This is a genomic window from Pseudomonas sp. NFX5, assembly GCF_049132125.1.
Classification (GTDB): domain Bacteria; phylum Pseudomonadota; class Gammaproteobacteria; order Pseudomonadales; family Pseudomonadaceae; genus Aquipseudomonas; species Aquipseudomonas marginalis.
In genome coordinates this window covers 41,320-65,150 of the sequence record NZ_JAFMZG010000032.1, presented here as the reverse complement: position 1 = coordinate 65,150, position 23,831 = coordinate 41,320, and the positions used below count along the sequence as shown (strand labels likewise).

General features: G+C 61.2%; 24 protein-coding genes. 13 read left to right on the top strand and 11 right to left on the bottom strand.

The window, feature by feature from the left end:
* Positions 1-75 precede the first annotated feature (75 nt).
* Positions 76-1,302 carry a gephyrin-like molybdotransferase Glp gene (glp, locus tag J1N02_RS22835; RefSeq protein ID WP_421147780.1) on the bottom strand — a complete coding sequence of 409 codons (1,227 nt, stop codon included), beginning with the start codon at positions 1,300-1,302 and terminating at the stop codon, positions 76-78.
* The gene (moaB, locus tag J1N02_RS22830; protein ID WP_027607019.1) at positions 1,286-1,825 is read right to left on the bottom strand and encodes a molybdenum cofactor biosynthesis protein B; all 540 of its coding nucleotides are present in this window, start codon (positions 1,823-1,825) and stop codon (positions 1,286-1,288) included. The genes glp and moaB overlap by 17 nt, the downstream gene beginning before the upstream one ends.
* 76 nt (positions 1,826-1,901) lie before the next feature.
* Here moaB and mobA point away from each other — a divergent pair, with 76 nt between their 5' ends.
* Together mobA and J1N02_RS22820 are read left to right on the top strand one after the other, a co-directional pair.
* Positions 1,902-2,504: a molybdenum cofactor guanylyltransferase MobA gene (gene mobA / locus J1N02_RS22825; protein ID WP_421147779.1), complete on the top strand. Its 603-nt coding sequence runs from the start codon at positions 1,902-1,904 to the stop codon at positions 2,502-2,504.
* Between the two features lie 81 nt (positions 2,505-2,585).
* Positions 2,586-2,807: a YgdI/YgdR family lipoprotein gene (locus tag J1N02_RS22820; RefSeq protein WP_010211805.1), complete on the top strand. Its 222-nt coding sequence runs from the start codon at positions 2,586-2,588 to the stop codon at positions 2,805-2,807.
* Positions 2,808-2,862: 55 nt separating this feature from the next.
* Here the strand turns inward: J1N02_RS22820 and J1N02_RS22815 are convergent, their stop codons facing one another.
* From J1N02_RS22815 to J1N02_RS22805, 3 genes are all read right to left on the bottom strand, one after another.
* A complete protein-coding gene (locus J1N02_RS22815) occupies positions 2,863-3,753 on the bottom strand; it encodes a pseudouridine synthase (RefSeq protein ID WP_421147778.1) in 891 nt (296 codons plus the stop codon).
* 67 nt (positions 3,754-3,820) lie between these two features.
* Complete coding sequence (locus J1N02_RS22810; RefSeq protein WP_010565034.1) at positions 3,821-4,156, bottom strand: hypothetical protein; 336 nt, start codon at positions 4,154-4,156, stop codon at positions 3,821-3,823.
* A 74-nt stretch (positions 4,157-4,230) separates the two neighbouring features.
* Entirely contained in the window at positions 4,231-4,467 is a 237-nt protein-coding gene (locus J1N02_RS22805) for a glutaredoxin family protein (protein ID WP_027607016.1), read from the bottom strand.
* 194 nt (positions 4,468-4,661) lie between these two features.
* Between J1N02_RS22805 and J1N02_RS22800 the strand changes: the two genes are divergently transcribed.
* A complete protein-coding gene (locus J1N02_RS22800; RefSeq protein WP_146478086.1) occupies positions 4,662-6,398 on the top strand; it encodes a cation:proton antiporter in 1,737 nt (578 codons plus the stop codon).
* On the opposite strand, the gene J1N02_RS22795 is transcribed toward J1N02_RS22800, so the two are convergent.
* Positions 6,385-7,593 (bottom strand): ammonium transporter, encoded by a 1,209-nt coding sequence (locus J1N02_RS22795; RefSeq protein ID WP_027607014.1) that lies wholly within the window; start codon positions 7,591-7,593, stop codon positions 6,385-6,387. The two genes, J1N02_RS22800 and J1N02_RS22795, sit on opposite strands and share 14 nt — an antisense overlap.
* Positions 7,594-7,939: 346 nt before the next feature.
* Between J1N02_RS22795 and J1N02_RS22790 the strand changes: the two genes are divergently transcribed.
* The 8 genes from J1N02_RS22790 to J1N02_RS22755 all read left to right on the top strand — a co-directional run bounded on the left by J1N02_RS22790 (position 7,940) and on the right by J1N02_RS22755 (position 16,720).
* A complete protein-coding gene (locus J1N02_RS22790; RefSeq protein ID WP_012723021.1) occupies positions 7,940-8,254 on the top strand; it encodes a DUF883 family protein in 315 nt (104 codons plus the stop codon).
* A gap of 2 nt (positions 8,255-8,256) precedes the next feature.
* Positions 8,257-8,640 (top strand): phage holin family protein, encoded by a 384-nt coding sequence (locus J1N02_RS22785; protein ID WP_012723020.1) that lies wholly within the window; start codon positions 8,257-8,259, stop codon positions 8,638-8,640.
* Positions 8,637-8,975 (top strand): hypothetical protein, encoded by a 339-nt coding sequence (locus J1N02_RS22780; protein ID WP_027607013.1) that lies wholly within the window; start codon positions 8,637-8,639, stop codon positions 8,973-8,975. The genes J1N02_RS22785 and J1N02_RS22780 overlap by 4 nt, the downstream gene beginning before the upstream one ends.
* 90 nt (positions 8,976-9,065) lie before the next feature.
* Positions 9,066-10,229, top strand: coding sequence for an EAL domain-containing protein (locus J1N02_RS22775; RefSeq protein WP_421147777.1), 1,164 nt, complete (start codon positions 9,066-9,068; stop codon positions 10,227-10,229).
* A 71-nt stretch (positions 10,230-10,300) separates the two neighbouring features.
* Positions 10,301-11,632: a deoxyguanosinetriphosphate triphosphohydrolase gene (locus J1N02_RS22770; protein WP_027607011.1), complete on the top strand. Its 1,332-nt coding sequence runs from the start codon at positions 10,301-10,303 to the stop codon at positions 11,630-11,632.
* Positions 11,633-11,803: 171 nt separating this feature from the next.
* On the top strand, positions 11,804-12,199 hold the full coding sequence (locus J1N02_RS22765) for a response regulator (protein ID WP_027607010.1): 396 nt from the start codon (positions 11,804-11,806) through the stop codon (positions 12,197-12,199).
* 256 nt (positions 12,200-12,455) lie between these two features.
* Positions 12,456-13,076, top strand: coding sequence for a response regulator transcription factor (locus J1N02_RS22760; RefSeq protein WP_027607009.1), 621 nt, complete (start codon positions 12,456-12,458; stop codon positions 13,074-13,076).
* Positions 13,077-13,084: 8 nt separating this feature from the next.
* On the top strand, positions 13,085-16,720 hold the full coding sequence (locus tag J1N02_RS22755; RefSeq protein WP_421147776.1) for a transporter substrate-binding domain-containing protein: 3,636 nt from the start codon (positions 13,085-13,087) through the stop codon (positions 16,718-16,720).
* A 27-nt stretch (positions 16,721-16,747) separates the two neighbouring features.
* Here J1N02_RS22755 and J1N02_RS22750 read toward each other — a convergent pair whose 3' ends face one another.
* Together J1N02_RS22750 and J1N02_RS22745 are read right to left on the bottom strand one after the other, a co-directional pair.
* On the bottom strand, positions 16,748-17,230 hold the full coding sequence (locus J1N02_RS22750; RefSeq protein ID WP_092358501.1) for a GAF domain-containing protein: 483 nt from the start codon (positions 17,228-17,230) through the stop codon (positions 16,748-16,750).
* Positions 17,227-18,117, bottom strand: coding sequence for an ATP-binding protein (locus J1N02_RS22745; protein ID WP_027607006.1), 891 nt, complete (start codon positions 18,115-18,117; stop codon positions 17,227-17,229). The genes J1N02_RS22750 and J1N02_RS22745 overlap by 4 nt, the downstream gene beginning before the upstream one ends.
* A 162-nt stretch (positions 18,118-18,279) precedes the next feature.
* Between J1N02_RS22745 and J1N02_RS22740 the strand changes: the two genes are divergently transcribed.
* Positions 18,280-20,589: a hybrid sensor histidine kinase/response regulator gene (locus J1N02_RS22740; RefSeq protein WP_092358499.1), complete on the top strand. Its 2,310-nt coding sequence runs from the start codon at positions 18,280-18,282 to the stop codon at positions 20,587-20,589.
* Here the strand turns inward: J1N02_RS22740 and J1N02_RS22735 are convergent.
* The 3 genes from J1N02_RS22735 to msrB form a co-directional block, all read right to left on the bottom strand.
* On the bottom strand, positions 20,543-21,034 hold the full coding sequence (locus J1N02_RS22735; RefSeq protein WP_027607004.1) for a MarR family winged helix-turn-helix transcriptional regulator: 492 nt from the start codon (positions 21,032-21,034) through the stop codon (positions 20,543-20,545). The two genes, J1N02_RS22740 and J1N02_RS22735, sit on opposite strands and share 47 nt — an antisense overlap.
* Positions 21,031-21,516 (bottom strand): glutathione peroxidase, encoded by a 486-nt coding sequence (locus tag J1N02_RS22730; protein WP_027607003.1) that lies wholly within the window; start codon positions 21,514-21,516, stop codon positions 21,031-21,033. Before J1N02_RS22730 ends, J1N02_RS22735 begins: the two co-directional genes overlap by 4 nt.
* A gap of 218 nt (positions 21,517-21,734) precedes the next feature.
* Positions 21,735-22,127, bottom strand: coding sequence for a peptide-methionine (R)-S-oxide reductase MsrB (gene msrB, locus J1N02_RS22725; RefSeq protein ID WP_092358497.1), 393 nt, complete (start codon positions 22,125-22,127; stop codon positions 21,735-21,737).
* A gap of 202 nt (positions 22,128-22,329) precedes the next feature.
* On the opposite strand from msrB, the gene J1N02_RS22720 reads away from it, so the two are divergent.
* Positions 22,330-23,541 carry a pyridoxal phosphate-dependent aminotransferase gene (locus tag J1N02_RS22720; protein ID WP_065924445.1) on the top strand — a complete coding sequence of 404 codons (1,212 nt, stop codon included), beginning with the start codon at positions 22,330-22,332 and terminating at the stop codon, positions 23,539-23,541.
* The last annotated feature ends 290 nt before the right edge of the window (positions 23,542-23,831 follow it).

The following is a 23,831-nucleotide window of genomic DNA, read 5'->3' as shown; positions in this document are numbered from 1 at the left end:
TCGCTCCTACAGGACGCGATGTACGCTTAACTGACTGGCATCAGGGCAAGCCCCCTTCCACATTTGGATTGGGGGTCAATTCAAGACTTCACTCAGAGGGATGAAATTGACTCGATCGCCGATGTCCAGCGTCGTCCCTTCCAACACCTCCACAAACCCCTCCGCCCACGCCGCGCTGCGCAGCACGCCGGAGCTCTGGTTGCGGTAGATGATCGCCTTGCCCTGTTCGATGCGCCCGCGCAGATACTCGCGGCGGTTGCCCGGCTTGGGCCAGGTGAACCCCACCGGCACGTCGAAACGCAGCGGCTCCACGTCTGCCACACCCTGGCGGCGCAGCAAGTAGGGGCGCGCCAACAGCGCAAAGGTCACCAGGGTCGAGGCCGGGTTGCCCGGCAGGCCGATCACCGGCACGCCACGGAAATGACCAAAGGTCAGGGGTTTGCCCGGCTTGATCGCCAGCTTCCATAACGCCAGCTCACCCTCCTCGCGCAGGGCGATACCGAGGAAATCCGCCTCGCCCACCGACACACCGCCCGTGGACAAAATCAGATCAACCGCGCTCAAGCCTGCCAGGCGCGAACGGGTCTGCTCCAGGTCGTCCGGCAGGATGCCTGCGTCGATGACTTCGCACCCCATGCGCTCAAGCCAAGAACACAACACGCGGCGATTGCTGTTGTAGATCTGGCCCGGACCGAGGGGCAAACCGGGCTCGATCAGCTCATCGCCGGTGGACAACACCGCGACACGCGGGCGGCGGATCACGTCCAGCCGATCACGGCCAAGGGAAGCCGCCAGGCCCAGCTCGATCGGGCCCAGGCGCGTACCGGCCGCGAGCACCAACTCACCGACGGTGGTTTCCTGGCCTTGGGGGCGGATGTTCTGGTTGGGCTGCAACGGTTCGCTGAAGCTCACGCGCTCATCGGCGTGGACCACGGCGTTTTCCTGCATTTCCACGCAGTCCGCGCCTTCCGGTACCGGCGCACCGGTGAAGATGCGTGCACAGGTGCCGGCCGCCAGCTGCTGCGGCGCCTGGCCGGCAAAGATGCGCTGGCTGACGGGCAAGGGTTCACCGGTCCAATCCGCCAGGCGCACGGCGTAACCGTCCATGGCGCTGTTGGGCCAGGGCGGCAGGTCGAGGGTGGAGACCAGGTCCTGGGCCAATACACGGCCGTCGCACTCGGCCAGGGGCAGCACGTGCTGATCGCGGATCGGCGCGGCTTCGGCCATCGCCAGCAGCTGTTGCAAGGCTTGTTCTACCGGCATCAGGGCGCCGGTCTTGCCGGGCTTACCCACGGGATTCACAGGGTTCGGCCAACTTCAGGTGCGGCACGAAGTTGCACGGCCGATGACGGTTATCCAGTTGTTCGGCGAGGATGCCATCCCAACCGGTGCGCACCGCATTGGTGGAGCCCGGCAGGCAGCACACCAGGGTGCCGTTGGCCAGGCCGGCCAGTGCACGGGATTGCACGGTGGAGGTGCCGATGTCGGCCACGGAAATCTGGCGGAACAGTTCGCCAAAGCCGTCGACTTGTTTGTCGAGCAGGCAGCCGACCGCTTCGGGGGTGCTGTCGCGGCCGGTGAAGCCGGTGCCGCCGGTGATCAACACCACTTGCACCACGTCTTCAGCGATCCAGTGGGCGACCTGGGCGCGGATCTTGTAGAGGTCGTCCTTGAGCAGCACGCGCTCGGCCAGGTGGTGGCCGGCGGCGGTGAGGCGGTCGACGAAGACCTGGCCCGAGGTGTCGGTGTCCAGGGTGCGGGTGTCGCTGACGGTCAATACCGCGATATTCAGGGGTACGAAGGGTGCATCGGCCTTGGCTTTCATGGCACGGTCCGGTTGTCGAAGGAACGGCCCGATGTTATATCACAGGCCCCTGTTCAGCTGCCTGCGCGGAACCCACATGCCACTCGATTCAATCCCCCTGCCCTGTTCGATCCTGCTGTTGGCCGGCGGCCGCGGCCAGCGCATGGGCGGCCAGGACAAAGGCCTGCTGGACTGGCACGGCCTGCCCTTGATCGCACACGTGCAGCGCCTGGTACGGCCACTGACCGATGACCTGATCATCTCGTGCAACCGCAACCTGGCGCAGTACGCCGCCTATGCCGACCAATTGGTAAGCGACGACAGCCCGGATTTTCCCGGGCCATTGGCCGGTATCCGCGCAGGACTGGCCGCCGCGCGCCATGGGCACCTGCTGATCCTGCCGTGCGATGTGCCCCATATCGACGCTCGACTCCTCGCCGACCTGCGTGAAACCGCACAACGCCATCCCTTGTTGCCGGTGATGGTGCGCCACGGTGAATTCTGGGAACCCTTGATCTGCATCATCCCCATCGACCTGCGAACCGAGGTAGAACAGGCCTGGCATGCCGGTGAACGCAGCCCGCGAAAGATCCTCCTGCAATTGGGCGGCGTCGGCGTGGAATGCCCAACCGATGACCCGCGCCTGGCCAACCTGAATACACCAGAGCTGTTGCGCCCAAGGTCTGACGTGTCAGAATGAACCTTCGCACAAGGAACTTTGGCGACGTCTCACACGTCTCAAGGTCAGCAATCAAAAAGTATTCTCTTGGAGACAACACCCATGACTCAACGGACCATCGCCGCTCTCATGCTTGCACTGGGCCTGGCTACCCTCGCCGGTTGCGCCTCGCCGACAGTGATCACCCTGAATGACGGTCGCGAAATCCAGGCCGTCGACACCCCGAAATACAACGAAGATTCGGGTTTCTACGAATTCGAACAGCTTGATGGCAAGCGTACCCGCATCAACAAAGATCAGGTTCGCACCGTTAAAGACCTGTAAGCCTCAGCGCTTGCACACAAGGCCCGCCTCGCGCGGGCCTTGTCGTTTCCGGGGGTTACCAGTCGAGGGTGATCTGGCTGCAGAAATGGCGTTCCTCACCGGTGACCGGGTCGATAAATCGCACGCCCTGGGCCAGCAGCTTGAGGGGATTGGCGTAATCGTCCACGGCATCCTTGATCACGTCCGGGTAGAACGGATCGTTGCAGATGCTCGCCCCCAGCGCGGTCATGTGCACGCGCAGCTGGTGCTTCTTGCCGGTCACGGGAAACAGGCCGTAGCGCCATAAGTCGACGTTCTTTTCCCGCACCTCCACGGCTGTTTCGGTGTTGCTGGCGCCAGGGCCTTCCTGCATGCGGAAGAACGGTTCGCCATCCACCAGGCGGCTTTTGTGTAGCAACGGGAATGTCAGTCCCGGTAAGGCCGGGGCAATGGCTTCGTAGAATTTATCGATCCGGCGCGTGGGAAACAGCTGCTGATAGGCCGAGCGGCTGGCCGGGTTGGCCGAGAACAACACCAGCCCGGCGGTGTGTCGATCGATGCGGTGCAGGGGCACCAGCGCGGGGTTGTCCAGGCGGCGAATCAGGCGGCGCAGCAGGGTTTGCTCGACGTACTCGCCGGCCGGGGTCACGGGCAGGAAGTGCGGTTTGTCCGCCACCACCAGGTGCTCGTCGGCGTAGAGGATGGTTTCCTGCACCGGGATGACTTTTTCGTTGTGGACTTCACGGAAGTAATAGATGCACAGGCCTTCCCTGTAGGCCAGGTCCAGGGGGATCGGGCTGCCAGTGACATCCAGCACCCGCCCACGGGCGATGCGGTCCAGCCAATGTTCGCGACTGATCGCCGCAAAGTGCTCGCACAGGCACTCCAGCACCGTCGCCCAGGGGCCAGGAGGCAGGTACAGGGTGCTGGCCTGGTGCTGGGACGCGGAAAAAGCGGATGTGGACATGCTCGAAGCCTTGAAAAAACAGGCGGGCATTATCCCGCATCAAGCGGGATGAAACCTAGGGCGGATCTCAGGCCTTGGCCAATTCCGCGCGCAGGATCGGCGAAGCACTCGCCGCCTCGGTGAACTCCTTGAGCCAGCGCAGCACGTCTACCGCTTCCCAGCGGCCGGGATCGTACAACGCGTACAACAGACCCTGGTAACCCACCACATCGAGCTGCTTGTGATAACCGGCGCGCTGGAACAACGCCTCGATCTCGGCAAAGCAGGTATTGAAATGCACTTTGTTAAACGGCGTCTTGCCTTCCGTGACCAGGCCGTCGAGGCGCAGCTCGTTCACCGCGTCGCGCACGACATCGGCAGACATGCGATTGACGCTGCTTTTCAGTTGTTCAACATTCACCACGGGCGTTCCCTCTATTCAATCGCTGTACAAACATACAGTAACGTAATATTCGGAAACCCGCCATCGCATAAACGTCAGCGCAGGAAGGCGACAACCTGATCCGCATCGAAGGGCCAATCCAGTTCAGCCCCGGTGTCCACCCGCCGAAGCACCGGAATCCTTAGGCCGTAGGCGTCGGTCAGGTCGTCGGGGTCGGTGATATCAACCAACTCGACCAGCAACCCGCGTTCGACGAGCGGCATGATTTCGGCTTCGGCAATTTCACAAAGATGGCAACCCAGGGTGCCGAACAACTGGCATTCAGGAAGCATGACGAATGGCCCTGATCAGTAAGTAGACAAGCATTCTAAGCCTGACAAAAACCTGTGGCGAGCGGGCTTGCCACAGGTACAGCGTTCGCTCTCCGGAAATCCGCCGGCCACAATAAACCCTGACCCAGATCACCATGGCCTATAACTGATTCAGCGATTCTCGCGGCTTTTTGCCCGCTCCCCCTGCAACGGAGATGCTTGTGTTCGCCAACCTGCTGATCATTCTGGCCTCATCCCTGGTGGTGATTGCGCTGTTTCGCCGGCTGCAACTGCCACCCGTGCTGGGCTACCTGTGCGTGGGCCTGGCCGTGGGGCCGACGGCCCTGGACTGGGTGAATGACAGCGAAGAACTGCCCGACCTCGCCGAACTGGGCGTGGTGTTCCTGCTGTTCTCACTGGGCCTGGAGTTTTCCCTGACCAGGATGCTCGCCCTGCGCCGCGTGGTGTTTGGCCTGGGCAGCTTGCAGGTGCTGGGGTGCAGCGTGCTGCTGGGGGGCCTGTTGATGGCCTTCGGTGTGGCGCCGGGCATCGCCTTGTTGCTGGGTGCGGGGCTGGCGCTGTCGTCCACGGCGATCGTCAGCAAGGAACTGACCAGCCTCGGCGAAATCTTCAGCAGCCATGGCCAGAATGCGATCGGCGTGTTGCTGTTCCAGGATGTGGTGGCGGTGTTGCTGCTGACGCTGGTGCCGGTGTTCGCCGGCAGCAGCGAACAGGCCTGGTACTGGGCGTTGCCGCTGACGCTGGGCAAAACCGTGGTGTTGTTCGTGGGCCTGTTGCTCGCCAGCCGCTGGTTATTGCCGCGCTTGTTTCATGAGGTCGCCGCCTCCCATTCGGCGGAGCTGTTTGTGCTGCTGGCGCTGGTGATCGTCTTGCTGACCGCCTGGCTCACCCACTTGCTGGGCCTCTCCCCCGCCCTCGGTGCCTTCCTGGCCGGCATGCTGCTGGGCGAAAGCCATTACCGCCATCAGATCGAAGCGGATATCCGGCCCTTTCGTGACATCCTGCTGGGGCTGTTTTTCGTCAGCATCGGCATGCTTATCGACCTGCAGTTGTTCGTCAGCCACAGTCTGTTGATCCTCGGCATGACCCTCGCGCTGATGCTGATCAAAGGCAGTGTGGTGGCCGCGCTGGTCAAGCTGCGCGGCAGCGACAGTGAAACCGCCTGGCGCACCGGCCTGGCCCTGGCCCAGGGCGGTGAGTTCTGTTTCGCCCTGATGGCGCAGATGCAACAGAGCCGGCTTATACCCGATGAGTTCAACGGTTTGCTGCTCGCCGCGACGTTCTGTTCGATGCTGTTGACCCCACTGCTGCTGCGCGCCGCGCCGGCGATTGCCCTGCGCCTGCACCGCAAGCCCAACCAACAGGTGCAACTTGAAGAAATTGCCGCCCTCAACGCCCAATTACACGGGCATGCGGTCATCTGCGGCTATGGCCGGGTCGGGCAATCCATCGGGCGCTTTCTGCGCAATGAGCAACAGGCGTTCATCGCCCTGGATGACGACCCGGAACGGGTCCAGGAAGCCGCCACCGAAGACAGCAGCGTGCATTACGGTGACTGTCGCCGTGGCGCCTTGCTCAGTGCCGTGGGCCTGGAACGCGCGCGCCTGGTGGTGATTGCCGTGGACAACAGTGATGTGGCCCTGGCGGTGCTCAAGGAAGCCCGCCATATCAACCCCGACGTGCCGATCCTGGTGCGCACCCGCGATGACAGCCAGTGGGCTGAATTGAAAGCCGCGGGCGCCAGCGAAGTGGTGCCCGAGCTGCTGGAGTCAAGCCTGATGCTCGCCTCCCACGCCTTGATCCTGCTGGGCCTGCCGGACCAACAGGTGCAGGCGCGGGTCGATGAAGTCCGGCATAACCGCTATCGCCTGCTGCACGGTTTCTACACGCACCCGAGCACCGACGAAGAGGCGCCGATCAATCCTGACTGACCGCACCGATCTTGTGGATCGACAGATCTGCGCCGTAATACTCCTCTTCCTGGCTCAGGCGCAGCCCGTGCACGCGCTTGATCACGCCGTACACCAGCAGGCCGCCGCCAAACGCGACGACCACACCGAGCCCCGTACCGATCAATTGGCTGATCAGGCTCACACCGCCCAGTCCACCCAGCGCGGTCTGACCAAAGATGCCGCAGGCAATCCCGCCCCATACACCGCACAGGCCATGCAGTGGCCACACCCCCAGCACATCGTCGATCTTCCAGCGGTCCTGGGCGGCGATAAAGCACCACACAAACAACCCGCCCGCGACCACGCCGGTGACCAGCGCGCCCACCGGATGCATCAGGTCGGAACCCGCGCAAATCGCTACCAGCCCGGCCAAAGGACCGTTATGCAGGAAGCCGGGGTCGTTGCGGCCGATCACCAGGGCGGCGACGGTGCCGCCGACCATGGCCATCAGCGAGTTCACCGCCACCAGGCCGCTGACGCCGTCCAGGGTTTGCGCGCTCATCACGTTAAAGCCGAACCAGCCGACAATCAGGATCCACGAGCCCAACGCCAGGAACGGAATGCTCGACGGCGCGAATGCCACCAGGCGCCCTTCGCGGTAGCGCCCATTGCGCGGGCCCAGCAGCAGCACCGCCGCCAGCGCCAGCCAGCCGCCCATGGCATGCACCACCACAGAGCCGGCAAAGTCATGGAAGCTGGCGCCGAACGCCTTGAGCAACCAGGCCTGCAAACCGAAATTGCCGTTCCATACCATGCCTTCGAAAAACGGGTAGATAAACGCCACGATCAACGCGGTGGCGCACAACTGCGGAGCGAACTTTGCGCGCTCCGCAATACCGCCGGAGATGATCGCCGGGATCGCTGCCGCAAACGTCAGCAGGAAGAAGAACTTCACCAGGCCATAACCATGGTCGGCGCTGATCACGGCCGCCGGTTGCATGAAGCTCACCCCGTAGGAGATCCAATAGCCTATAAAGAAATAGGCCAGGGTGGAGATGGCGAAGTCGCTGAGGATCTTCGACAGGGCGTTGACCTGGTTTTTCTGGCGCACCGTCCCGACTTCCAGAAACGCGAAGCCGGCGTGCATGGCCAGGACCATGACCGCACCGATCAGGATAAACAGGGTATTGGAGCTGTGGACCAGAGTGTCCACCGCACTTTGCAGATTTTCCATGGAGGTTGGCAGGCCTGTGTAAAGGCAAAAAGCACCAAAGCGGTTCAAGCCAGGGGTTGCGCGCACTAAATTGGCACCACCGGCACCGCCCCTCTTCAGAGGGCGTGAACCGCTTTAGCGCAGCGTTCAACACAACCGGCCGTTGCCGACAGGGTTTTTCCGCGAGTTTGAGTTATTTAGGGTAAGGTTTTTCGAGACCTGCGCCCCGACCGCCCGGATTCAGCGCAAGCCACGGGGCGTGCGCACCAAGGCAAAGCAAAAGCTGTACCAGACAATTGCACTGAACCTTCACCGATACCGGTGACTCGAAACCACACGTACCGATCAGCCAATCACGGAGATAACCATGGCCAGAAGAACTGCAAAGACTGCTCAAGAAATACTGATGGCGGATTTTCAAACCCTGGTGACTGACACCGAAAGGTTGCTGGACGACACCAAGGTGCTTGCGGGCGACCAGGCCGATGAGCTGCGCGCCAAGATTCATGACACGCTGTTGCAGGCCCGCGAAACCCTCAAGCAAACCGAAGACTCCCTGCGCGAACGCGGCCAGGCGGCGGTCACTGCGACCGAAGATTACGTGCAGGCCAACCCTTGGCAGTCGGTAGGCATTGCCGCCGGCGTGGGCTTTCTGATCGGCCTGCTGGCCACAAGGCGCTAATCATGTCTATCGGCGAAACTGGCTCGTCCACGGGTACCACCTCACGACGCCTGGGCGCGGCCGTTCTTGGCTTGCTGCACAGCCACGTCGAACTGTTTGGCATCGAATTGCAGGAGCAGAAGGCCCGTACCGTCAGCCTGCTGCTGTTTGCCGGCCTGGCGCTGGTGTTTGCCCTGTTGTTGCTGGTGGGGTTATCGACTCTGGTGATGATCCTGGTATGGGACACCGGCTACCGCCTGACCGGGATCATCTGCCTCTGCGTGTTCTACAGCCTGGCCGCTGCCTTCTGCGGGGTGCGCTTGAAAGCGGCGGTGTTCGATGAGTCCACGCCGTTCCACGCCACCCTCGAAGAGCTGGCCAATGATCGGGAGCGCCTGCTGCCATGAGCTCGAATGAAATCCAGCAAACCTCCCGCCGGGAAATGCGCAAGGCTTTGATCCGCCTGCGCATGGAGATGCACCGCCAGGAGATACGCCACGAATCCCAGCAATTGATGGCGCCGCTGAACAAGGTGCGCAACCTGGGCCAAAACTTTCAGGGCGGCCTGGGCATCAAGCACGCGCCGCTGTGGGGCGTGGCCGCTGTAACCCTGATCGGTTTCTTCACCGGCAAGGGCGCCAAGGGCGGCGGTATCAGCAGTGTGACGCGCCTGGTGCGCCTCGGTGCCGGCCTGATCCCGCTGATCAAACTGGCCATGCAGGGCAATTCACGCAAAGGTTGAGCCTGCTGGCTGCATTCTTGCTAACAGAATGGCCCGGTCCTCGTTTTCGAGGGCCGGGTCTTTTTTCGCCAGTGTTTTTAAGGAGGCCCCGTGATCGACGGGCAACCGCTCGCCTGCTTCCAACCGTTTATCGATACCGCCACCGGGCGCATTGCCGGCGTCGAGGCCTTGGGGCGTCTACGCCAGGCTGATGGCCGCCTGCAGTCCGTTGGCCCGCTGTTCGCCGACCCACGCACGCCAGGCGCGAGCTTGCGCCGTCTCGACCGGCAGATTCGCGACAACGCGTTAAGCCGCCTGCATGAAGCCCCCGAAGACTGGTTCCTCAGCCTGAATATCTCGCCGCGCTGGATCAACCAACTGCGCCCGGGCCAGGCGCTGCCGAGCCTCAAACAGATCCACAGCCATGGCGTCGACCCGCAGCGCATCGTGTTCGAGATCACCGAACTGGGCGGCGACATCCAGCGCCTGGCCGAGGTGGTGGCACGTTATCGCGAGGCCGGTGCGCGCATCGCCATCGATGATTTCGGCGCCGGCTATTCCCAGCTTGACCGGGTATTGGCGCTGCAGCCGGACATCCTCAAGCTGGACATGCGCCTGTTCCAGCAAGCCGCCAGGGGCGGACCGAGCAGTGACGTCGTGCGGGCGCTGGCGCAGATGGCGGAAAAGACCGGCTGCTGGATCATTGCCGAAGGCGTGGAAACCGAGGCGCAGCTGAGCTTCGCCCTGGAATGCGGTTCGCGCTACGTGCAGGGCTATCTGTTTGCCCAGGCGCAATTGGACTGGTTCGCCACCGACGCCTTCGTGCCGCGCTTTGACCAACTGCGCGCGGCGTATGTCCAGCAGAAGCTGGCCGAACGCGGGCGCATCATGCAACTGCGCCAGCAATTGACCGAACTGATGAAGATCCTGCAATCCTGGGCACATGCCCAAGCCCCGCTGGATCACTTGCCCCAACTGCCGGCCTTCCCCTGGCTGCTGCGCTTTTACCAATGCGACCGGCATGGCACCCAGTTGACCCCCAACTTCGAATGGCGCCAGGACGCCTGGCAGGCCGACAGCCGTTACCTGGGCCACAACTGGTCATGGCGCCCGTACTTCTATCACCTGCTGGCCGAAGGTTGGGAAGAGCGTCGCCTGACGCTGTCCTCGACTTACCGCGACGCCACCACCAACCAGTACTGCCTCACCGCCGGACAATTCTTCGATAACGGTCAGCGCTTGCTGTTAATCGATATCGACGCGGCCGGCCTGTAGATTTTCGCTTGCCCCGCCAAGGCGGAACCGGGAAGCTGGGCGGGTCATTCACCGTACGGAGAGTACCCGCCTTGGATTGGCCCACCCTGCTTACCCGCGAACGCCTTGGAAAACCCCTGCACAGCCCGGAAGAACTCGGCCGCAGCCCGTTTCACAAAGACCATGACCGCATTATCTTCTCCGGCGCGTTTCGCCGCCTGGGCCGCAAGACCCAAGTGCACCCGGTGTCCAGCAACGACCATATCCATACACGCCTGACCCACTCCCTGGAAGTCAGTTGCGTAGGCCGCTCCCTCGGCATGCGCGTGGGCGAAACCCTGCGCAGCGCCCTGCCCGACTGGTGCGACCCGAGCGACCTGGGCATGGTGGTGCAATCGGCCTGCCTGGCCCATGACATCGGCAACCCGCCGTTCGGGCATTCCGGCGAAGACGCCATCCGCCACTGGTTCCAGCAGGCAGCGGGGCGCGGCTGGCTGGACGACATGAGCAGCGCCGAGCGCAATGACTTCCTCAACTTCGAAGGCAATGCCCAAGGCTTCCGGGTACTGACCCAACTGGAATACCACCAGTTCGACGGCGGCACGCGCCTGACCTACGCGACCTTGGGCACGTACCTCAAGTACCCCTGGACCGCCCGCCACGCCGACTCCCTGGGTTACAAGAAACACAAGTTCGGCTGCTACCAGAGCGAACTGCCGATCCTCGAACAGATCGCCGGCAAGCTCGGCCTGCCGCAACTCGAGGAACAACGCTGGGCTCGCCATCCACTGGTCTATCTGATGGAGGCGGCAGACGACATCTGCTACGCCTTGATCGACCTGGAGGACGGCCTGGAAATGGACCTGCTGGAGTACACCGAAGTCGAGTCACTGCTGCTCGACCTGGTGGGCGACGACCTGCCGCAGACCTACCGGCAACTGGGCGCCCAGGACTCGCGCCGACGCAAGCTGGCGATCCTGCGCGGCAAGGCCATCGAGCACTTGACCAACGCCGCGGCGCGCGCCTTCGTCGAACAACAGGAGGCCTTGCTTGCCGGCACCCTGCCCGGCGACCTGGTGGAGCACATGCACGGCCCCGCCAAACGCTGCGTGCTGGATGCCAAGGACATGGCGCGCAAGAAAATCTTCCAGGACAAGCGCAAGACCCTCCACGAGATCGGCGCCTACACCACCCTGGAAATCCTGTTGAACGCCTTCTGCGGCGCGGCCCTGGAGCAGCACGGCGGACGCACGCCGTCGTTCAAGAACCGGCGCATTCTCGACCTGCTGGGCAACAACGCGCCGGACCCTGCGTGGCCGCTGCACAGGTCGTTCCTGCGCATGATCGACTTCATCGCCGGCATGACCGACAGCTATGCCACCGAGATGGCACGGGAGATGACCGGGCGCTCCAGCCCTCAATAACCTGGCTGATCACGCCGCCTGTTCACTGAACAGAATCTGCCTACGATGGGAACAGAGCGGCCTGATCGAATTCGCACAAGCGCCCGAAGAATAATCGCGCACGCTCCGGGCAGGTCTGGCGAACAGTTCCTACGTGCCCCCTATCGACGCTTGACTCACCGTGTGCCTTCTATGCCCCACTACCCCTTTCGGATCCTGTTGGTGGAGGACCATCCCTTTCAGCTCCTCGCCACCCAATGCCTGCTGAGAAGCTTCGGCTTCGAGCACCTGGCCCCGGCCGAAAACGCCGAGCAGGCGATCCGTTTGATGACCCAGGCCGAGGCGCCCTTCGACATCATCCTCTGTGACCAGTGCCTGCCCGACCTGCCCGGGCTTGAATTGATTGAAATCGCCAGTCGCCAATGCTTTATCAAGGCCGCCATCCTGCTCAGCGGACTTCCCGAGGCAGAACTTTCAGCGTTGCAAACCCAGGCCCTCAAACGTGGCCTGCCCTTGCTCGGCTACTTGCCAAAGCCGTTGAATAAAGATGAGCTTGAACATTTGACCCATACATTACTCACGTTATAAATGTAGGACTTTAAACAGATCGACCGGTCGGAAAAATCGCGCATAACCACCGTAAAGTCCTTGCCATGTTCCTTCGGCCCATGCCCCTGCGGAACCTTGGCCTCTTGCGTTACAGCTCCTTAGAGACAGGTAGGCTTTTACCTTTTTTAATGTAGGAACTTTCCTGTTTTATACCTGCCACCCCCCAAGTTCATGCTTACCCATCGGCTTCTGAGCTAATGTGCCCGCTTTATTTGTACTTGCATGGAATATGATCATGAATACAGTTTTTATTATTGACGACCATCCGGTGATAAGACTTGCCATACGAATGTTGTTGGAACATGAAGAAAACTTCAAAGTAGTCGGCGAAACGGATAACGGATGCGACGCCATACAAATGGTCCGCGAATGCATGCCGGACCTGATCATCCTCGACATCAGCATTCCAAAACTCGACGGACTGGAAGTGCTTTGCCGATTCAACGCCATGAACGCGTCGATGAAAACCCTGGTGCTGACGGCTCAATCCCCCACCCTGTTTGCCACGCGTTGCATGCGTTCGGGAGCCGATGGCTACGTGTGCAAGGAAGGTGACCTGAGCGAACTGATGAGCGCCATCCGCGCTGTACTGTCCGGTTATAACTACTTCCCCAGCCAAGCCTTGAACCCCAACGATGAGGCCTGCAAGGAACTTGAACTGTTCAAGGCGGTTAACGACCGGGAGTTGATGGTACTGCAACTTTTTGCACAAGGCCGCACCAACAAGGAAATAGCCAAAGGTATGTTCCTGAGCAATAAAACAGTAAGTACTTATAAAAAGAGACTGATGCAGAAACTTCAAGCCAAGTCCTTGGTAGAACTTATCGAGATGGCAAAACGGAACGCGCTAGTGTGAGAAACCGGATGCCCAGGCGTATAAAGGACTATTTGATTATATTGAGTGCCGGTTTGTGCTTCAGCACCGCCGTGCCTGCCACCCCTCCAGCAAGCCCGGAGCATTTCAACCTTTTGAGTCGTGCGAGCTCCGTGCAGCTGGAACCCTACCTGAACAAGGCCCAGCGCCAATGGCTCCAGAACAAACGCGAACTGGTACTGGGCGCGGCGTTTCCTGACTACCCGCCTTTTGACCTCACCTCCAGCGGGCGTGACTATGAGGGACTCACCGCCGACTACGCCGGCTTGCTGGCAATGGCGCTGGACGTACCGGTAAAAGTGTTGCGCTACCCCTCCCGAGAGGCCGCCATTCATGCCCTCGAAGCGGGTGAAATCGATTTACTGGGTTCCTCCAACAGCTTTGAAGCGGCAAATCCCAACCTGACCCTGTCGGAGCCGTACGCCGTGGACCGGCCAGTGCTGGTGACCCGCGAAGGCGAAACCCGCAGCCTGGCTGATGGGCTGGCCGGCATGCGCCTGGCACTGGTCTATCACTATCTGCCACTGCACGAAGTGGAAAGGCTCTACCCCAAGGCAATCATCCGTGCCTATCCTTCTTATCAAAACGCCTTGAATGCAGTGGCCTTCGACCAGGCAGACGTCTTTCTCGGCGATACCATTTCCACCCACTACATGATCAACAAGGGTTACCTGAAAAACATTCGCATGGCGAACTTCGGCAAACATGAAGCCTATGGATTCAGCTTTGCCATGCCCCAGGAACAGCAGACGCTGTTGAGCATCGTCGACGCCGTCCTGAGGGCCGTGCCCGCTGCCGAACGGGAAACCATTGCCAAACGCTGGAGTGCTGGCAGCGACATCCTCCTGACCGACCAAAAGCTGCAACTGACCCTTCGCGAAGAACGTTGGCTGAGGGAAAACCCGGTCGTCAAAGTGATCGTGAACCCTACCTTTGCGCCGCTGACCTTCTTCGACGCCGATGGCAATTTTCGCGGCATTACCGCCGACCTGCTGGAACTGATTCGCCTGCGCACCGGGCTGCGCTTCGAGATCCAGCGCGGGCGTGATGTGAACACCATGATCGAGCATGTAGAGAGCGGCAAAGCGGACATCGTCGGCGCAATCATCCCCAGCGTCGAGCGAGAAGCCCAACTGAACTTCAGTCGTCCCTACCTGGAAAACTCCTACGTGATGCTGACACGCAAGGACGGCCAGGCCCCCACAGGCCTTGAGGAAATGGAGGGCAAGCGCCTGGCGATCACGCAGGGCAGTCCGCTGAAAAAATTCCTGCGTGAGCACTTCCCAAAGATTCAGCTGGTAGATACCGGCGACACGTTCAAGTCAGCCGAACTGCTGGTACAAGGCCATGTAGAGGGCGCGGTGAATACCCTGGTGGTCGCCAATTACTTCCTGTCCTCGCAGATACTCCAGGACAAGATCCAAATCAGCTTCAGCATCGGCACGATGCCGGCCACCTTCGGGCTGGCGACGTCCCGCAGCGCCACCGAGCTCAGCTCGATTCTCGACAAGGCGTTGCTCAGCATCGCCCCGGACGAACTCGGCGTGATCAACAGTCGTTGGCGCGGTTATACCGCGGCCTCGGACAGTTACTGGCGCGACTATCACCAACTGATTGCGCGCATCGTCATCGGGACCGGCCTGCTGCTGCTGATTTCCCTGAGCTGGAACGCGTACATGCGCCGCCAGATCAAGCACCGGAAAATGGCCGAGCGCGCCCTCAATGATCAGTTCGAGTTCATGCGCGCCCTGGTCAATGAAACCCCGCACCCGATCTACGTGCGTGACAACAAGGGGCTGCTGCAGACCTGCAACGACAGTTACCTGCAGGCGTTCGACGTCAAGCGCGAGGACGTGATAGGTAAAAGCGCGGTCCAGATCAGTACAGCCCTTGCAGTCGAGGCGGCGCAATACCATGCCGACTATCAGCGCGTGGTGGCCGAGGGCAACCCGCTGATCCTGGACCGCACCCTGCATATTCGCGGAAAAAAACTGACGATCTACCACTGGATCCTGCCGTACCGCGACTCCGTCGGTGAAGTCCAGGGCATCATCGGTGGCTGGATCGATATCAGTGAACGACGCCAGTTGTTCGACGAACTCCGCACCGCCAAGGAGCGAGCCGACGAAGCCAATCGGGCCAAGAGCACGTTCCTCGCCACCATGAGCCACGAAATCCGCACGCCGATGAACGCGGTGATCGGCATGCTCGAGCTGACCCTCAAGCGGGCGGACCAGGGCCACCTCGACCGCCCGGCCATCGAAGTCGCCTACAACTCGGCCAAGGATCTGCTGGAGCTTATCGGCGACATCCTGGACATCGCGCGGATTGAATCCGGGCGCCTCAGCCTGGCACCGGAACGCGTCAACCTGAGGGAGGTGATCGAGTCGGTGGTGCGTGTCTTCGACGGCCTGGCACGCCAGAAGACCCTTAGCCTGTTGCTGGAGTTCACGCCTGATCTGGAGCACACCGAAGTGCTGATCGACCCGCTGCGCTTCAAGCAGGTGCTGTCCAACCTGATCAGCAACGCCATCAAGTTCACCGAACGTGGCCAGGTAAAGATCAAGGTGGAAGTATCGGCCACCGAACTGCCGCAGCAGGTCGAGATGAAACTGGTGGTGGAGGACACCGGCATCGGTATCAGCCGGGACGACCAGATGCGCCTGTTCGAACCCTTTGCCCAGGCGGACAACTCAGGACAGCTGGCCAGGAGCGGTGCGGGCCTCGGGCTGGTGATCTGTCGCAGCCTGTGCGCGATGATGGGCGGGCAACTGAGCCTGAGCAGCGTGCCCATGGTGGGCACCCAGGTGCATGTGAGCCTGAAGATGAATCGCCTGCAGGCGCTGCAGGTGGCCGAAGAACTCAAGCCCGCCGAGGCCTCGAACGTGCCGGTGCTCAATGTGCTGGTGGTGGACGATCATCCGGCGAATCGCCTGTTGATGTGCCAGCAGCTCGGCTACCTGGGCCATCAGTACACCGCCGCCCAGAACGGCGCCTCCGGCTTCCAGGCCTGGCGCCAGGAGCACTTTGACCTGGTGATCGCCGATTGCAACATGCCGATCATGAATGGCTACGAACTGAGTCGTTCGATCCGCGAATACGAGGAGCGCGAACAACTGACGCCTTGCGTGGTACTGGGTTTTACCGCCAATGCCCAGCCCGAAGAGAAACAACGCTGTGCGCAGGCGGGCATGAATGACTGCCTGTTCAAACCCATCAACCTTACGGCGCTGGAGCTGCAACTGGCGAAGATCAGTCCTCAACCCAGCGGCATGACCCTGGACATCGGCAACTTCGAGGCCCTTACCGGTGGCGATCCACACATGAGCCGCCTCTTGCTGGAGGAGTTGCTGAGCAGCAGTCGCCAGGATCGCCAGGAGTTGGTTGCACTGATCGCTGCGCAGGCCTTGCCCGAAGAGATCATCGAACAGGCTCACAAGATCAAGGGGGCCGCGCGCATCGTTCAAGCCTCTGCGCTGGCCTCGCAATGCGAAGCCGTCGAACAGGCCTGTGCCCGGGGCGATGATCGGCCCCTGATCGAAGCGGGTGTGAAATCCCTGGAGAAGTTGATGCTGGAGTTGGAGAGGATGCTGCAAGTGCGGCTTGACGAACTGGATGGCCGATAAGGGGCGGGGCTGCGCCCCCTATTTCGATCAGCAGTCGGTCAAACGCAGGAAAATCGCCGCCAGCTGTTCGATACCGGCCTGATCCTGGGGGGTAAAGCGGGCCAACGACGGGCTATCGAGGTCAAGGACACCAATCAATGCGCCGTCCTTGACCAGTGGCACCACCAGTTCGCTGTTGGACGCGCTGTCACAGGCGATATGCCCGGGGAACGCGTGCACATCGTCTACTCGCTGGGTTTGCCGCGAGGCCGCGGCCGCGCCGCACACCCCACGGCCGAACGGAATACGCACACAGGCGATCTGCCCCTGGAACGGGCCAAGCACCAGCTCTTCATTGCGGTTGAGGTAAAAGCCCGCCCAGTTCAGGTCATCCAGCTGGCTGAACAGGAAAGCCGAAAACTGGGCGCTGTTGGCGATGAAATCACGCTCATCGGCCAGCAGCGACTCCAGCTGGGCACTCAGCAGGGCATAGCCACCGAGGCCGGCGCCGGCTTGTTGTAAATCGATCATGGTTGACGCTCCAGCAATTTAAGACCCACCCAGTAACGGGCGAATTGATACGCGCAACGACCGTTGCGGTTGCCGCGCCCGGTGGCCCAGCGCACGGCAAGAATGTCGAGGTCCTCATCGCGCTGCCACTGCAAACCCGCCTTGTTCGCCAGCTCACCGATCCAGTGCTCGACCACGTCCAGGAAATGTTCCTGGGTGAACGGGTAGAACGACAGCCACAAGCCAAAGCGGTCGGACAAGGCAATCTTGTCTTCCACCGCCTCGCTTGGGTGCAACTCACCGTCCACGCGCTTCCAGTTATCGTTGTCGCTCTGGTTTTCCGGCACCAGGTGGCGGCGGTTGGACGTGGCATACAGCAGCACGTTTTCAGGGGCCTGTTCCAGGGAGCCATCCAGCACGCTCTTGAGTACCCGATAGTCGCCTTCGCCGGCTTCGAACGACAAGTCGTCGCAGAACAGGATGAAACGTTGCGGCAACTTGAGCAATTGTTCAACCACCCGCGGCAGGTCGGCCAAGTGGTCACGCTCGATTTCGATCAGGCGCAGACCGGCCTTGGCGTGTTGAGCGAGCAAAGCGCGCACCATGGACGATTTACCGGTGCCCCGCGAACCCCACAGCAACGCATGGTTGGCAGGCAGGCCATCCAGGAACTGCTGGGTGTTGCGCGCCAGGGTTTCACGTTGCTTGTCCACGCCGATCAGGTCGGACAAGCGCATGTCCAGGCTCACGTCCAGCGGCAACAGGAAGCCACTGCGGCCCTCGCGCTGCCAACGGGCGGCCAGGCACTGGTTCCAGTCGATGGTTTGGCGCGGCGCGGGCAACAAGGGTTCCAGGCGGGCGAGCACGGCATCGGCTCGCTCCAGAAAGGCACTCAATCGAGAATCCACGATTATTCCTCTGGCAAGTTCTTGCAAAAGATGGCGTATTGGCAACCCTGCGACAGACCGCTTGGGGCTGCGTAAAAACGATTCATGCCGGGCAGGCCTGGGCGTGTGGATGTTCAGCTATGCTTGCCGGGCGAAGGGAAACGTGAAGTGGTTCAACACTCAATGGATATCAAGTTCGCCCACCGCTTGTCTTATAAACAAGCCAGATTGACGGTGCTGGTCGGTTTCGTCTTGGGAACCTTGCTCAGCCTGATCCAAATCGGCATTGATTATGCCAGCGAAGACGCATCCATCAACCGCGAAATACGTTCGCTGATCGAAATCAGCCATAACCCCGCGTCACGTATCGCCTACAACATCGATGCCGAACTGGCCCAGGAACTGACCCTGGGCCTGCTGCACTCCCCCGCCATCATTCGCGCGCAGTTGATCGACAACAATGGCGTGGTGCTGGCCGATGTCGACCGGCCACGCAAGGAAAGCACCTACCGCCCTATCAGTGACTTCATGTTTGGCGCCAACCGCCAGTTCGAAGATCAACTGTTCCTGAGCCACATGCCCAACGAGTCACTTGGCGTACTGCGCCTGGACGTCGACACCTACGCTTTTGGCAGCCGGTTCCTGCGCCGCGCCGAGATCACCCTGCTCAACGGGTTCGCACGCAGCCTGTTGCTGACCGGGATTCTGCTGGGCCTGTTCTACGTCATGCTGACCCAACCGCTGGTGCGCATTATTCGTGAGCTGAGCACCCGCAAGCAGGCACGCCTGGACTGCCCGCCGGGGCATGAGCACGATGAAATCGGGGTGCTGGTGGACGTCGCCAACCAGCAATTCGAAAACATGGAAACCGAAATCCAGCAGCGCCGCCACGCCGAGGATCGGCTGACCGAATACCTGGGGCAACTGGAACATATCGTGTCCGCGCGCACCCTTGAACTCAAGGCCAGCAACCAGCGGCTGACCCAGTCCAACGATGAGCTGGAAGCCGCCAAGATGCATGCATTGGGCATGGCCCAGGCCCGGGCGGCCTTCCTGGCGAACATGAGCCACGAAATCCGCACCCCGCTCAACGGCCTGCTGGGCATGATCGCACTGTCGCTGGACAGCCCGTTGAACGCCGAACAACGCCAGCAACTGTCTATCGCCCATGACTCCGGCAAAGTGCTGGTGGAACTGCTCAACGATATTCTCGACCTGTCCAAGTTCGACGCCGGCCAGTTGGAGCTGGAGCGCATCCCCTTCGACCTCGGCGCGCTGGTGGAAGACACCGCCAACCTGTTATCGCAGAACGCCGCACCGAGCGTGGAGCTGAGCTGCCTGATCGACCCGCAGTTCCCGGCCCAGGTGCTCGGTGACCCGACCCGTGTGCGGCAGATTGTCAGCAACTTGCTCTCCAACGCCTTGAAGTTCACCCGCTTTGGTCGGGTTGATGTGCGCCTGCGTACCCACGACGGCGGCGTACGCATTGAAGTCTGCGATACCGGCATCGGCATTGCGCAGGAGGCCCAAGTGAAAATCTTCCAACCGTTCACCCAGGCCGGCGCCGGCATCACTCGCCAGTATGGCGGGACGGGCCTGGGCCTGGCACTGACGCACAACCTGTGCGAAGCGATGAAGGGGCGCTTGAGTATCAGCTCGGAAGTGGGCTTTGGCAGTCAGTTCTGCGCAGACCTGCCACTGCCGGCCCATTTGCCCGCGGTGCAGCCAGCGCCTCTCAAAGGCGAGGTCATCGCCATCACCAACGCCGGCAGCGGCCTGACAGAGTTGCTCACGGCCCTGCTGCCCTGCTGGGGACTGTCCCTGCGTTGTTTCACCATGGATGACGATTTGAGCGGGCAAACCCCCGACCTGCTGATTACCGACTGCCCGGAATGCCTGTTCCGCATACGGCCGGGCATCACCGCGCCCATCCTGCTGGTGACCGCCTATGGCAACTTCATGCCCAGCGAAGAAGTGGCGGCACTGGCGCCGTTGCACCAACAGGCACGCCCCTTGAGCCGCAACGCGCTGTACCAGATCCTGCAACGCAACTTGCGCACCGACGCGCACCTGGTGCTTGACCCCGTCCAATTGGATGCCGCACCGCTCGCACATCGGGCGCGCATCCTGCTGGTGGAGGACAACCCGGTCAACCAACTGGTGGCCAAGGGCATGCTCAGCAAACTGGGCTGCGAAGTGATCGTGGCTGCCCACGGTGGCGAAGCGCTCACGTTTCTTGAAGAACAACGCTTCGATATGGTGCTGATGGACTGCAACATGCCGGTGATGGATGGCTATGAGGCCAGCCGGCAGATTCGGCGCAGCGGACGCTGGCCGGACCTGCCGATTGTCGCGTTGACCGCCAATGCCCTGTCCGAAGAGCGCGAGCGCTGCCGTGCGGCGGGGATGAATGATTACCTGGCCAAGCCGTTCCGCCGCGAAGAACTCAATGCCCTGCTGGACTTGTGGGTGCCTGGGACGACAAGTCTTTAAGCTGCGCAAGCAACTGGTCGAGACCATCGCGCAAGGCATCGGCCTGATTCAGGTCGATGCCGCGATCACACAACAGGCGGGTCTTCAGGCCATGGGCCTGGTCCCGCAGTTGCACACCGGCCTCGGTCAGGCTCAAGTGCACTTCACGCTCATCCCTGGCACTGCGCCGACGCGTCACTAACTCAAGCTGTTCAAGGCGCTTGAGCAGCGGCGTCAGCGTGCCCGAGTCGAGCATCAGGCGCTCCCCCAGGGCCTTGACCGTCGGCTGCAGCGCAGGCGTGGCGTGCCACTCCCACAACACCAGCATCACCACATATTGCGGGTAGGTCAGACCCAACTGGTCGAGCATCGGCTTATAGGCACGGGTGACAGCGCGTGACGCAGCGTAGAGCTTGAAACACAGCTGGTTGTCCAGGGCCAGGGACACGCTGGGCAGGTCGGTCATTTGAGCAAGGCTTCGATCTCTTGGGTCAAGTCCTGCGGCTTGGTGGCAGGACCGAAGCGCTTGACCACCTGGCCGTCGCGGCCGATGAGGAACTTGGTGAAGTTCCACTTGATGCCCTTGGACCCCAGCAGGCCCGGCGCCTGTTTTTTCAGTTGCACGAACAGTGGATGGGCATCGCTGCCATTGACGTCGATCTTCTTGAACAACGGGAAGCTGACACCGAAGTTCAGTTCGCAGAATTCGGAAATCGCCCCTTCGTCACCGGGCTCCTGCTTGCCGAACTGGTTGCAAGGAAAGCCCAATACCACCAGGCCCTGGTCCTTGTACTGCTGCCAGAGTTGCTCCAGGCCCTTGTACTGCGGGGTGAAGCCGCATTTGCTGGCGGTATTGACCACGAGGACGGCCTTGCCGGCGAAATCGGCCAAGGTCTTTTGCTCACCCTTGATGGTGGTGCAAGGGATGCTCAGCAGGTTGTTGCTCATGGCAGTGCCTCGATAAGGGAGAAAGAGGATGAAACATAGTAGGCAATTCAATTGCGTGCAATTTAATTGACCGCACTGATGACACCTCATCAACACTCTGTAGGAGCGAGCTTGCTCGCGAAAAACTCAAGGACACCGGGCTGAACCAGAATGCCCGTGTAATCGTTGACGACTTTCGCGAGCAAGCTCGCTTCTACAGGGGCCCGACGCCAGTCGAGTTAACGGGGCACAAGATCCAGGCACACCGAGTTGATGCAATACCGCAGCCCCGTCGGCGGCGGACCGTCCGGGAACACATGGCCCAGATGCGCATCGCATTGGGCGCAGGTGACTTCGGTGCGGATCATGCCGTGGCTGACGTCACGGATCTCGATCATTGCGCTGTCGGCGATCGGCGCGTAGAAACTCGGCCAGCCGCAGCCGGAGTCAAACTTGGTGGTCGAATCGAACAGTGGCGCATTGCAGCAGATGCAGTGATACACGCCATCGGTCCGGGTCTCATTGTACTTGCCGCTGAAAGGACGCTCGGTGCCCTTGAGACGGCACACGTTGTACTGCTCCGGATCGAGCATTGCCTTCCATTCTTCAACGGTTTTCTGCAACTTTTCCATCGGTACACCTCGGCAACTGAAAAAGCCTGATCTGTATCTTTTCCATGGATCAGGCGGCACGTATGATTGCGCCTCTTCAAAACGCCAGTCTGGCACCCGCGCTACCGGCATTCAAACGTATTTATGGGTGCGGGCCTTGCAGCATTCACAGTACGGTAGTGCCCACACCGTCTGGATCGTTCATTTTCAGGATCACATCGCCATGCAGGTCAGCAAATCGAACAAGCTCGCCAACGTCTGCTACGACATTCGCGGCCCGGTGCTCAAGCACGCCAAGCGCCTGGAAGAGGAAGGCCATCGCATCCTCAAGCTGAACATCGGCAACCCGGCGCCCTTTGGTTTCGAAGCGCCGGATGAAATCCTCCAGGATGTGATCCGCAACCTGCCCACCGCCCAGGGCTACAGCGACTCCAAGGGCCTGTTCAGCGCGCGCAAGGCCGTGATGCAGTACTACCAGCAGAAGCAGGTCGAAGGCGTCGGCATCGAAGACATCTACCTGGGTAATGGCGTGTCCGAGCTGATCGTGATGTCCATGCAGGCCCTGCTCAACAACGGCGACGAAGTGCTGGTGCCAGCACCCGACTACCCACTGTGGACCGCCGCCGTGACCCTGGCCGGCGGCCACCCGGTGCATTACCTGTGCGACGAGGGCGCCGACTGGTTCCCGGACCTGGCCGACATCAAGGCCAAGATCACGCCGAACACCAAGGCCCTGGTGATCATCAACCCGAACAACCCCACCGGTGCGGTGTACTCCAGGGAAGTGCTGCTGGGCATGCTCGAGCTGGCACGCCAGCACAACCTGGTGGTGTTCTCCGACGAGATCTACGACAAGATCCTCTACGACGATGCGGTGCATATCTGCACCGGTTCCCTGGCGCCGGACCTGCTGTGCCTGACCTTCAACGGCCTCTCCAAGTCCTACCGCGTGGCGGGCTTCCGCTCCGGCTGGATCGCGATTTCCGGGCCCAAGCACAATGCCCAGAGCTACATCGAAGGCATCGACATGCTGGCCAACATGCGCCTGTGCGCCAACGTGCCGAGCCAGCACGCAATCCAGACCGCCCTCGGCGGCTACCAGAGCATCAATGACCTGATCCTGCCCCAGGGCCGCCTGCTGGAACAGCGCAACCGTACCTGGGAGCTGCTCAATGCAATCCCGGGCGTGAGCTGCGTCAAGCCCATGGGCGCGCTGTACGCCTTCCCGAGGATCGACCCGAAGGTCTGCCCGATCCTCAACGACGAGAAATTCGTGCTCGACCTGCTGCTCTCGGAAAAGCTGCTGGTGGTCCAGGGCACGGCGTTCAACTGGCCGTGGCCGGATCACTTCCGAGTGGTGACCCTGCCCCGCGTGGATGACCTGGACATGGCCATTGGCCGTATCGGCAATTTCCTCAAGTCCTATCGCCAGTAACCGACGTGGCGCTGTACGACCGGCATTCGGTCGTACAGCGATTATCTGGCAACACTTCTCTGGCTATGCACATTCCCCGTACTGCATTTGCGTTTCTACATCCACAAGCCCCTGTAGTTACGGGCCCGTAAGGCAAAAAATAGCTTTTCACGGGTAGTATTCATCATCGGAAAATCCCTTCAAGGCTCTACATTCAGGCTGTAGGACACAGTTTGAAATAGTCGCTCGGTTGAATCACCCCAAGCCGCACCTTATATACCCCGCAGTACGCGACATATTAAGCATGAGGA